Genomic DNA, 11532 nt, shown 5'->3' on the forward strand with positions numbered 1-11532 from the left:
TTAACAAGGCGCTTCCGCTTTTCTACTTCGCATCAAACCATGTTGGGCCATATGAATAGTCTACTTTTAATGGCACTTTTAATTCGAGGGCATTTTCCATAACATCAGGAACTAATTTCTTCAGTGTTTCGATTTCCTCTTCTGGTGCTTCAAAGATGAGTTCATCGTGCACCTGAAGAAGCAGTCTCGTTTTTAACCCATAATCCTTCAGCGCATCCGCCATATCGATCATCGCTTTTTTGATAATATCGGCTGCACTTCCCTGAATTGGCGTGTTCATTGCTGTTCTTTCAGCAAAGCTTCTAATGTTAAAATTCCGATGGGTAATCTCAGGAATATATCTTCTTCTTTGCAGCAGGGTAGAGACATAGCCTTTTTGTTTAGCGGAATGAATGATATCGTCCATATACTCTTTCACTCCAGGATAGCTTGCTAGATACCGGTCAATAAACAGACCAGCTTCCTTACGTGTAATCCCGAGGCTCTGTGACAGACCGTAATCACTTATTCCATAGACTATACCAAAGTTAACCGCCTTTGCCTGCCTTCTCATATTGGAGGTTACGTCGCCCGCATTCACATGGAATACGTCCATAGCTGTTTTTGTATGAATGTCGAGGTCATCCTTAAATGCCTGAATCAGTTTTTCATCACCAGCGATATCAGCCAAAACCCTTAACTCGATTTGCGAATAATCGGCAGCAAAAATAATCCATCCTGGCTCTGATGGTACAAAGGCTTGGCGGATTTTCCGTCCTTCCTCTAACCGAATCGGTATGTTCTGCAGGTTCGGATCAATCGAGCTTAATCTGCCCGTTGATGTTAATGTCTGTTGATATCGTGTATGGATTTTACCCGTTTTTGGATTTATCACCTTTAAGAGACCTTCAATATAGGTAGACTGAAGCTTGCCTAACTGTCTGTAATGGAGAATATGATCAATAATTTCATGATCATTTGCTAATTTTTCCAAAACATCAGCTGATGTGGAATAACCTGTCTTCGTTTTCTTAAAGGATGGCAGGTTTAACTTTTCAAATAGAATCACACCCAATTGCTTGGTTGAGTTAATATTGAACTTTTCTCCTGCCAAGTCATAAATGTTTCCTTCGATTTCGATAAGCCTGTCATGGATTTCACTGCCCATCCTTTGCAGGCGTTCACTATCAACCTTGATTCCGCAAGATTCCATGTCCGCCAAAATGAGTGATAATGGCATTTCAAGCTCTGTAAACAATTCATATTGTTCATTTGTTTTTAACTCATCCTCTAGTTTCTGTTTCAAATCAAACATAGCTAGGCTTTTTCGAACTAGGTGTTCGGCTGTAAGCGATGCTTCAGGGATTTTCCGCTTAGCCCCTTTTCCATAAAACGATTCATCAGATTGAATTTGAATCCCATACTTTTTTGCAATCGTAGAAATATCATCAATCGTTTCTGAGGGATTAATAATATAGGAAGCCATTAATGTATCAAAATTAGACCCTTTTAAATGGATATCATACCTTCTTAAAGATACCTCCGTCCGCTTTGCATCATAGACGGTTTTCTTTTTTGTTTCATCTTCTGCCCATTTTTTAAAGCTCTCAGATTTCGTGGCTAACTCAGTTGGAAAGTAGTAATATCCATTTTCATTTACAAGTGAAAAACCAATTATATTGGCATAATGATAATTATCATCAAGCATTTCAACATAAAAATAATTATCATCTGCAAACAAATCATCTGTTATCACATCTGGGGTCACAAACTCAATTTCTTCTAGTTCAAGCTGTTCATTCCTTGATGCGTCTCCACCTAACTTTTCCAACAACGAATGAAAGCCAAGCTCTTTATATAGAGCTGCAACTTTATCTCTTTCAAAGCCCTCGTATAGTGCATTTTCTACAGAAACTTCCACTGGGGCCTGCCTTTCAATCGTAGCAAGCTCCTTACTCATCTTTGCTTGTTCCTTAAATTCTTCTAGCTTTTCTTTTAATTTATTCCCCGTCACTTGATCGATGGATTCTAATAATTTTTCTAAAGTTGAAAATTCCTTCAGCAGCTTAATCGCTGTCTTTTCTCCAACACCTGGTACACCTGGTATATTATCTGAAGGGTCGCCCATTAACCCCTTCATATCGATAATTTGCTCAGGGATTAAGCCATACTTTTCCAATACATGAGCAGGTGTGTACTCCTCGATATCAGTAATTCCTTTACGAGTAATACCAACCGTCGTATGTTCAGAGGAAAGCTGCGTTAAATCTTTATCTCCCGAAATTACCTTAATTTCATAGCCTTCTTTTTCCGCAGATAATGAGAGAGTTCCAATAATGTCATCAGCCTCATAATTTTCAAGCTCATAGCGTTTTATTCCATAAACATCCAAAAGCTCACGAATATAAGGGAATTGTTCGGATAATTCTGGCGGTGTTTTTTGTCTTCCACCCTTATATTCACCAAAAGTCTTATGCCGGAATGTTGTTTTCCCTGCATCAAATGCCACTAGAATATGGGTTGGCTTTTCATCCTCCATTATCTTATTAAGCATCATGGTAAAACCATATACAGCATTTGTATGTATGCCTTTATCATTATTTAGCAGGGGCAGTGCAAAAAACGCACGGTAAGCAATACTATTCCCGTCTATTAATACTAATTTCTTCTTATCCATCCATTTACCCCTTCCAGGTTAATTCATATATTTATGTAATTCGATGATAAACTCACTGCCTTCACCAGGGGCGCTTTTCACACTGATGTTCCCATGATGTGCTTCAACTAGATGTTTTACGATTGCTAATCCAAGACCTGTCCCGCCAGAGTCCCTGCTTCTGGCACGGTCAACACGATAAAACCGTTCGAAAATACGAGGAATTTCTTCTTGCTTGATTCCAACACCAGTATCCTTTATATGGACTTTCACAGTCTTTTCATAATCATAAAGTGATACTTTTACATACCCGTTTGGCGGGGTATACAAGATTGCATTGGTTATGATATTAATAAATACCTGCTTTAAACGATCATGATCGCCTTGTATATATAATTCTTCCCTATTAAACTCATGTTCTAGACGAACATCTTTGGATTTTGCTTTTTTATTAAGCATCATAATAACTTCTTTTATTAATTCGTAGAGATCAAAGTCCTGAATGTTCAACTTAAATTCCTGCTGCTCTATTTTAGAAAAATCAAGTAAATCCTGAATCAATGACTGCATCCGATTGCTTTCTTTATTTATAATGGATAAAAATGCTTCAAGCGTATCTCGATTATTCATCGCACCATCCATCAACGTTTCAGAAAAACCTTTAATAGAGGTAACAGGCGTTTTCAATTCATGTGAAACATTCGCCACAAAATCCTTTCTCATTTGTTCAAGCTTTTTAATCTCCGTAATGTCATGGAAAACCAGTAGAACACCTTTCCAAGCATTATTTATGCCGATAATGGGGATTCCATAAACATCAAAGTATCTTCTCTCAATTCCCAATGGAAGAAGAAGATGTTTACTGACTTTTTGTTCCGTTCGGAAAACCTCCGCTATAACATGACAGATTTCTTCCTGCTCAATGACTTCATAATATAATTTATTTAAGGAATTCTCTAAGTCCACTTGAAAGATTTCAACGTATCCCTTATTAATTAAATTGATGAAACCCCTGCTATCAATTAATAGCAGTCCGGCTCCCATATTTTCAATCAGTGCACTTAAACGATCTTGCTGTATTTCTTGAGCTTTACTCATTTCTTGTAAATTTTGCGCCAAAATATTTAAGGAAGAGGTTAGCTTACTTGTTTCATTTAATTCATTACTTTCTATCCTGACGCGGTAATTTCTATTCGCCAATTCGATGGCTACATTCGTTGCTGCTTCTATTGGTTTCATATATCTCGCTGTTATTCTATATCCAAGATACATAAAGACGATCAGCGCCATAACTAAGCTAATGGATAGAATCCACCAAATTTGCCCATAAGCTTTTTTGAGCTCACTCGTTTTTGTGATAACGAACAGGTAACCCTCTTTCTCCCCTGCATTTAAAACGGGTTTCCATGAATAGTGTAAGTCATAATCTTTATGCTCCACTAGTTTGGTTTCATTATTTGGTTTTTCTTTTATAACTTCATTGATATTTTCTTTTATCCCGTTATTATTGGATGTCTCCATTTTACCGCTGTCAAAAAGGAGGACTCCTTTGGTGTCTGTGATGGCAAGTCTTACATTTAGTATTTTACTTATTTTCAATACACCCTCATGATCGATTGACTGCACTCCACCGTTATTTTCAATATACATACTCAGCAGATTGCTTTCTTTATTTAAGCGTTCATTGTATGTATCCAAGTAGTTACTTTTAAAAAGCTGACCTAACAAAATTTCCAACCCAACTAAGCCGATAATAATTAGCATTATTAGTGCAATCAAAAGTTTTGTGTGGAATTTGTTCATTCACTCTTCGGCTCCTCGAGTTTATAACCTAGTCCCCGTACCGTTTTAATATAAGAAGGTTTCTTTGTATCCTTTTCAATTTTTTCACGAAGATGTGAAATATGAACATCTACAATACGAGTATCGCCAGCAAATTCATAATTCCAAACTGCACTTAATAATTGGTCGCGAGTTAAAACGCGATTTTTATTTTGAGCTAAATAATGCAGCAATTCGTACTCCTTGAGGGTTAATTCTAGTTGCTGATTATTAAAATAAGCTTCATATTTATCAGGGAAGATTTGAAGGTTTCCGATGATAATCGTTGAGCCATCGGTTTGGTCCGCTTCATTACTATTTGTTTGTATTTGAACTCTTCTTAAGATTGCTTTCACTCTGGCAACCACTTCTCTTGGACTGAATGGCTTGATCATATAATCGTCGGCACCAAGCTCTAGACCCAAGATTTTATCAAACTCATCATCCTTCGCTGTTAACATTAGGATTGGAATCATAATTTTTTGTTGTCGAAGATCTTTGCATACTTCGATTCCGTCCATTTTCGGAAGCATTAAATCTAAAACAATAATATCAGGTGCCATACTTTCAGCTAATTGTTTGCCTGCTAATCCATCCATTGCCGTGATTACCTCAAAACCAGCTTGTTCCAAATTATATTGAAGCAAAGTTACAATTGACTGTTCATCGTCTACAACTAGTACCTTATTTTTCATAAAAACCTCCGAAAGTTTTATCTATTTCTCCACCTCACTCCATTATAATATAGAAATAATAAGAATACCCACTATCAACCTTGAAACGAAAAAAAGGAATGTGGATAACATCCCTTAATGATTTTAAAAATTATCTAACACACCAGCATCCATGCCCCCTATGCGATAAGGAGGACACACATTAAGTTTTCCATTAATCACAACTTCGTCGTTTTCATTTTTTCCTACAACCGTCATCTTCACTGTGTGATTATCATGATTAACTTCAACAATTTCTAACAATAAGTGAACTGTACCGTAATGATAAACAGGCTTGGGAAAGTGGATATCTTGGCTTACTATATGACTGCCTGGTCCTGGTAAGTACTTAGAAACAGCCGAGGTAATCATTCCTGTCAGCATAATGCTAGGAACAATCGGTTTCTTATGGGGTGTCTGGGATGCGTAATCATGCTGAATATAGAGAGGATTGGCATCATCCGTTAAACCTAAATAAAGAAGTATGTCTTTATCTTCAATTTTTTCTGTTAAAGCTAATTTCTCTCCGACTGAAATTTCTTTAATTTCCCTGCCTAGTTTTCTTTTTTTCCCTAAAAGCATTCCTTTACGCTCCTTTGTAAACGGTTTCATTAATAGTGGAAAAAATTCGGGGAAGATTTTTCCCCGAATTTGTCTATCTTACACTAAAACTTTCATTACATTTTGAACAGATTCAACCGATTTATCTAGAGCTGCTTTTTCTTCAGCAGTTAGATCAAGCTCGATTACTTTTTCAATTCCGTTCGCACCAAGGATTGTTGGAACCCCAAGATAGATACCTTCGTAACCAAATTCTCCCTCAAGGTAAGCGATGGAAGGAAGAACACGGCGCTGATCTTTTAAGATGGCTTCGCACATTTCAACAAGTGATGCTGCTGGAGCGTAATAAGCACTGCCATTTCCTAGAAGGTTAACGATTTCACCGCCGCCTTTTCTAGTACGCTCGACAATTGCCTCTAAACGATCTTTAGGGATTAACGTTTCTAATGGAATACCACCAGCATAAGAATAACGTACAAGTGGAACCATATCATCACCGTGGCCACCTAAAACAAATCCTGTAATATCTTTAACAGAAAGATTTAATTCCTGTGCGACAAATGTACGGAAACGAGCTGAATCTAGTACACCAGATTGACCAATAACACGATTCTTAGGGAATCCAGATGTTTTGAAAACGGTGTAAGTCATCGCGTCAACTGGGTTTGTTAATACAAGAATTGTACAGTTTGGAGAGTACTTCACAATTTGCTCCGTTACAGCCTTCATTACTTTTTGGTTTGTTTGAACTAAATCATCACGGCTCATTCCTGGTTTACGAGCAATACCTGCTGTAATAACAACGATATCTGAATCACGAGTATCTTCGTAATTAGATGTACCAGTGATATTGGCATCGAACCCTTGAACAGGACTTGCTTCAAGCATATCTAATGCTTTTCCTTTTGTAGGGTTTTCCATTTGTGGGATATCAACTAAAACGACATCGCCTAATTCTTTTTGTGCAAGTAAGAATGCAGTTGTAGCACCAGTGAAACCTCCGCCAATTACGGAAACCTTTTTACGCTTTAAAGACATTTTAAACTCTCCCCTTTGAAAGTATTATTGTCGATATTCGAAAGGGCTGTTCGAAAACAGCCCTGATTATCCTTGTTAAGATTCAGCCTCTAGGTGCGTAAGCTTTTTACTATTCCATGTTCTTAATTAATTCATCTGCAAATTCAGAGGTTTTCACTTCTGTTGCTCCGTCCATTAGACGAGCGAAGTCATAGGTTACTACTTTAGATGCGATGGTATTTTCTACTGATTTAATAACCATTTTCGCTGCTTCATTCCAGCCTAAGTGCTCAAGCAGTAATACACCTGATAGAATTACAGATGAAGGGTTTACTTTATCAAGTCCTGCATATTTAGGTGCAGTACCATGTGTTGCTTCGAAAATAGCGTGTCCAGTTTCATAGTTGATGTTTGCTCCAGGAGCGATTCCAATTCCGCCAACTTGCGCTGCAAGAGCATCAGAAATGAAGTCTCCGTTTAAGTTCATCGTTGCAACAACATCAAACTCACGAGGACGTGTAAGGATTTGCTGTAAGAAGATATCAGCAATTGCATCTTTAACCACAATTTTGCCAGCTGCTTCTGCATCAGCCTGCGCTTTGTTTGCAGCGTCAGATCCTTGCTCAGCCTTAATACGGTCATATTGAGCCCAAGTAAAGACTTTATCACCAAATTCCTTTTCAGCAAGCTCATAACCCCAGTTTTTGAACGCGCCTTCTGTGAATTTCATGATATTTCCTTTGTGAACAAGTGTAACAGATTTACGGCCTTCTTTAATCGCATAATTAATAGCTGCACGTACTAAACGAGTTGTTCCTTCCTCAGAAACTGGTTTAATACCAATACCTGAAGTTTCTGGGAATCTAATTTTGTTAACGCCCATTTCGTTTTGAAGGAAGTCGATTACTTTCTTAACTGCTTCTGTGCCTTTTTCATATTCGATTCCAGCATAAATATCTTCAGTATTCTCACGGAAGATAACCATATCAGTATCTTGCGGGCGCTTTACAGGTGAAGGAACACCTTCAAACCATCTAACTGGTCGTAAGCATACAAACAAATCTAATTCTTGACGAAGTGCAACGTTCAATGAACGAATTCCACCGCCAACAGGAGTGGTAAGCGGGCCTTTAATTGCAATCAAATATTCATTGATAACATCAAGAGTTTCTTTTGGAAGCCATTCTCCAGTTTGGTTAAATGCCTTTTCTCCTGCTAAAACTTCTTTCCAAACTAATTTGCGCTCACCTTTATAAGCTTTTTCTACTGCTGCGTTTAAAACTCTCTCAGAAGCTGCCCATATATCTGGACCGATACCATCACCCTCGATAAATGGGATAATTGGATTGTTTGGTACATTTAATACTCCGTTTGTTACTGTGATTTTTTCGCCATGCATAGTTGTTCTCCTCCTATTATGTATCAATGGTATTTATCAATCGCCTTGTCCCTATAGAGATTGAATCCAAGGTTAAAGATTTGCAATCTTTAACCTTTTCATACAATCCTATTAGAACAATTTTTTTGAAAAAAGTAAAATTTTATTTAACCTCTTTGTTTAATTGGAACGTATGACTGCATGCCAGGACCTGTATATTCAGCGCGAGGACGGATTAGACGATTGTTATCATACTGTTCTAGTATGTGAGCTAGCCATCCAGAAACCCTGCTTACTGCAAAGATTGGTGTAAATAGGTCATGGTCAATGCCTAGGCTGTGGTACATGGAAGCTGAGTAGAAATCTACGTTTGGCGGTAATTTCTTTTCGCCAGTGACGATGTTTTCGATTTTTTCAGACATTTCATACCAATGTGGTTCGCCTGTCAACTCAGTTAATTTCTTGGACATTGCTCTTAAATGCTTTGCACGAGGATCACCTAAGCGATAAACGCGGTGGCCAAATCCCATGATTTTTTCTTTTTTCTCAAGTTTTCCGCGAACATATGGTTCAACATTTTCAATTGTACCAATTTCTTTAAGCATTTTCATTACTGCTTCGTTTGCACCACCGTGTAGTGGTCCTTTAAGTGCTCCAATTGCAGCGGTTACACCAGAATAAACATCTGATAAGGTAGCCACACAAACTCTTGCTGTAAATGTAGATGCGTTTAGTTCATGGTCTGCATGTAAAACAAGTGCTTTGTCTAAAGCTTTTACTGCAATTTCGTCAGGCTCCTTACCAAGCAGCATGTAAAGGAAATTGGCAGCAAAACTTAAATCTGTTCTAGGTGCAATTGGGTCAAGTCCTTTTCTAACGCGTGCAAATGTCGTTACAATGGCAGGCATTTTTGCTTGAAGTCGAATCGCCTTTTGATAATTTGACTCTGAATCCATTAAGTCTGCATCCTCATCATAAAGTCCTAATAATGAAACAGCTGAACGGAGCGCAGCCATTGGATGAACCTTATCAATAGGATACATCTTAAAGTGCTCAATAACCTCTTGTGGAAGTGCGGCATTCTCAGAAAGCTGCTTTGTTAATTCTGCTAATTCAGGCTCTGTTGGCAATTTACGGTGCCACAGTAAATAAATTACTTCTTCAAAACTAGCATTTTCAGCTAAGTCATCGATATCATACCCGACATACGTTAACGTATCATCAATGATTGAGCTGATAGAAGAAGTTGTTGCTACTACCCCTTCAAGACCACGTGTTACTGTCATAGAAATCTCTCCTTCTCATTCTAAATTCCTCATTACCCATTACCCATTTGTAAAAAGAAGTATTTTATCAGCTAAAACCAGTTATCGGCCACAGCTATGTTGAAAGAAATTCTTCATTTCAAACATTGTCTAAGAATAACTATTGCGCGCCTCTTTTTTACAAATATCTAGATTGAGCGCTTGCTCGGGATAGGTCCAACAAGCAAAGTAACTTTTCCTTAATAAAAAAGTTATATTACAAGTAATCTAGCATATTTATGTGACTTATGTAAAAAAGGATGCGCTTTCAAGTCCTATTATAAACAATTATCAGATTTTTGTGAACGAAAAGGAGCTGAAAAGTTCAAAAAAATATTATTTTACAAAATTGCTAACTAAAAAAATTAATCATTTTCATTGCTGTATAGGCTATTCCAGCGCCAATTAGAGGCCCAACTGCCACACCTTTGAAAATGGATACAGATAGAATGGTACCTAAAACAAGTGCTGTTGTAATATGCGGATCATGTTCCAATAAAGAAACTCCACCCTTTGCTAATAGAGCAACAATCATACCAGAAATAAGAGCCACCCATGCAAGAGGCGATTTAAAAGCACTAGATAAATCCTTAAAACCAATCTCCCCTGAGGCAATTGGAGCCAAAACGGCAATCGTTATAACGGTAACTCCCCAATTAATTCCTTTACTCTGGATAAAGGTAAAGGATTTTGAATCTAGTCCACCCAATTTTAATACGATTAATACAATAATGGCAACAAGCAATGAGTTATTTTTTACGATAAGTCCAATCATTAATAGCAGTAACAAGAACAATAATGACCCATTAAACATTTTTTTCATCCTTTCTTTTCTGAAAACTAAATATGGAAAATCATGCAGTTTTGTACAAAAAATGTTAAACTAGACCTACCTAATTATGAGATCAGGAGGCATGTTTTTGGATAAAAAATACTTATTTCGAACGATAAGGTTCATTTTCGTAATTGCCATCGTTATCCTCGCATTTCTATCAATTTATTATTTGTCAAAAGTGATTTATCCATTTCTAATTGCCTTAGTAATTGCATTCTTTATCAATCCAATTGTTAACATTTTTGAAAAAAAGCTTCGCATGCCTAGAGGATTAGCAGTATTTGTAGCTTTAATCAGTATTTTTGCCTTTGCTGCCGGTTTAATCACGCTATTAGTGGCTGAAATTGTTTCCGGAGCAAACTACCTAGCTAGAGTGGTTCCTGAGCATTTAGATACATTAATTAGCTTCATCGAGAAGTTTATTACAGCTCAAATTATCCCTCTTTATAATCAATTAACTAGTATGTTTAACCAACTAGAAAGTGGGCAGCAAAATACAATCATCACGAATATTGAAAATGTAGGCACCACCATTGGAAGTACTGTTGGAAATTTCCTACAAAATCTATTTGGAAACATTCCAATGATACTATCATGGTTTCCTAATGCGGCAACGGTGTTAATCTTCTCCTTCTTAGCAACCTTCTTTATTAGTAAGGATTGGGACAGATTTTCACGTCTTGGCAGCACCATTTTACCTGAGAAGGCTAAATCAAGTGGTAAAACTGTATTTATCGATTTGCAAAAGGCTTTATTTGGTTTTCTAAAGGCTCAATTGACCCTCATTTCTATTACAACCGTTATTATTTTAATCGGTCTCTTAATCCTTAGGGTTGATTACGCAATTACAATCGCTTTAATAACGGGTATCGTTGATATCATTCCCTACCTTGGTACCGGAGCGGTTTTTGTACCATGGATTATTTATGAGATTATTACAGGGGAAATGGGTCTCGCAATAGGTTTAGGCGTTCTCTATTTACTTGTTATTGTTCAAAGACAAATAATGGAGCCAAAAATACTTTCATCCAATATTGGACTAGATCCATTAGCTACCTTAATTGCCTTGTTTGTCGGATTTAAATTAATCGGTTTCCTAGGGTTAATTATTGGTCCTGTTACATTGGTAATCTTAAGCACTCTCTACCGTGCGAATGTTTTTCACGACCTATGGACATTTATTAATGGAAAAGAAATTTAAGAGAAAGGCTGTGTTAAATGGTGCTGTTGATTTGTGCTCCACTAAGGAATGCTTCTTCGAATAATCA

Annotated in this window: 9 protein-coding genes; 1 reads left to right on the forward strand and 8 read right to left on the reverse strand. The window is 37.2% G+C overall.

Annotated elements, in window-relative coordinates:
* Positions 1 to 22 precede the first annotated feature (22 nt).
* The 8 genes from polA to CHI06_RS12555 all read right to left on the reverse strand — a co-directional run bounded on the left by polA (position 23) and on the right by CHI06_RS12555 (position 10243).
* Entirely contained in the window at positions 23 to 2656 is a 2634-nt protein-coding gene (gene polA, locus CHI06_RS12520; protein WP_095248889.1) for a DNA polymerase I, read from the reverse strand.
* Between the two features lie 18 nt (positions 2657 to 2674).
* Positions 2675 to 4438, reverse strand: coding sequence for a two-component system histidine kinase PnpS (gene pnpS, locus CHI06_RS12525; protein ID WP_095248890.1), 1764 nt, complete (start codon positions 4436 to 4438; stop codon positions 2675 to 2677).
* On the reverse strand, positions 4435 to 5151 hold the full coding sequence (locus CHI06_RS12530; protein ID WP_095248891.1) for a response regulator transcription factor: 717 nt from the start codon (positions 5149 to 5151) through the stop codon (positions 4435 to 4437). Before CHI06_RS12530 ends, pnpS begins: the two co-directional genes overlap by 4 nt.
* Positions 5152 to 5274: 123 nt before the next feature.
* Positions 5275 to 5751, reverse strand: coding sequence for a MaoC/PaaZ C-terminal domain-containing protein (locus CHI06_RS12535; RefSeq protein ID WP_095248892.1), 477 nt, complete (start codon positions 5749 to 5751; stop codon positions 5275 to 5277).
* 78 nt (positions 5752 to 5829) lie between these two features.
* Positions 5830 to 6768 carry a malate dehydrogenase gene (mdh, locus tag CHI06_RS12540; RefSeq protein ID WP_095248893.1) on the reverse strand — a complete coding sequence of 313 codons (939 nt, stop codon included), beginning with the start codon at positions 6766 to 6768 and terminating at the stop codon, positions 5830 to 5832.
* Between the two features lie 109 nt (positions 6769 to 6877).
* Positions 6878 to 8146 (reverse strand): NADP-dependent isocitrate dehydrogenase, encoded by a 1269-nt coding sequence (icd, locus tag CHI06_RS12545; protein WP_095248894.1) that lies wholly within the window; start codon positions 8144 to 8146, stop codon positions 6878 to 6880.
* 146 nt (positions 8147 to 8292) lie between these two features.
* Positions 8293 to 9411, reverse strand: coding sequence for a citrate synthase (gene citZ / locus CHI06_RS12550; RefSeq protein WP_095248895.1), 1119 nt, complete (start codon positions 9409 to 9411; stop codon positions 8293 to 8295).
* A gap of 370 nt (positions 9412 to 9781) precedes the next feature.
* Positions 9782 to 10243, reverse strand: coding sequence for a DUF441 domain-containing protein (locus CHI06_RS12555; RefSeq protein WP_095248896.1), 462 nt, complete (start codon positions 10241 to 10243; stop codon positions 9782 to 9784).
* Between the two features lie 106 nt (positions 10244 to 10349).
* Here CHI06_RS12555 and ytvI point away from each other — a divergent pair, with 106 nt between their 5' ends.
* Positions 10350 to 11465: a sporulation integral membrane protein YtvI gene (ytvI, locus tag CHI06_RS12560; RefSeq protein WP_095248897.1), complete on the forward strand. Its 1116-nt coding sequence runs from the start codon at positions 10350 to 10352 to the stop codon at positions 11463 to 11465.
* Positions 11466 to 11532 lie beyond the last annotated feature (67 nt).

It is taken from the genome of Bacillus sp. 7884-1, assembly GCF_002272245.1.
GTDB lineage: Bacteria > Bacillota > Bacilli > Bacillales > Cytobacillaceae > Neobacillus.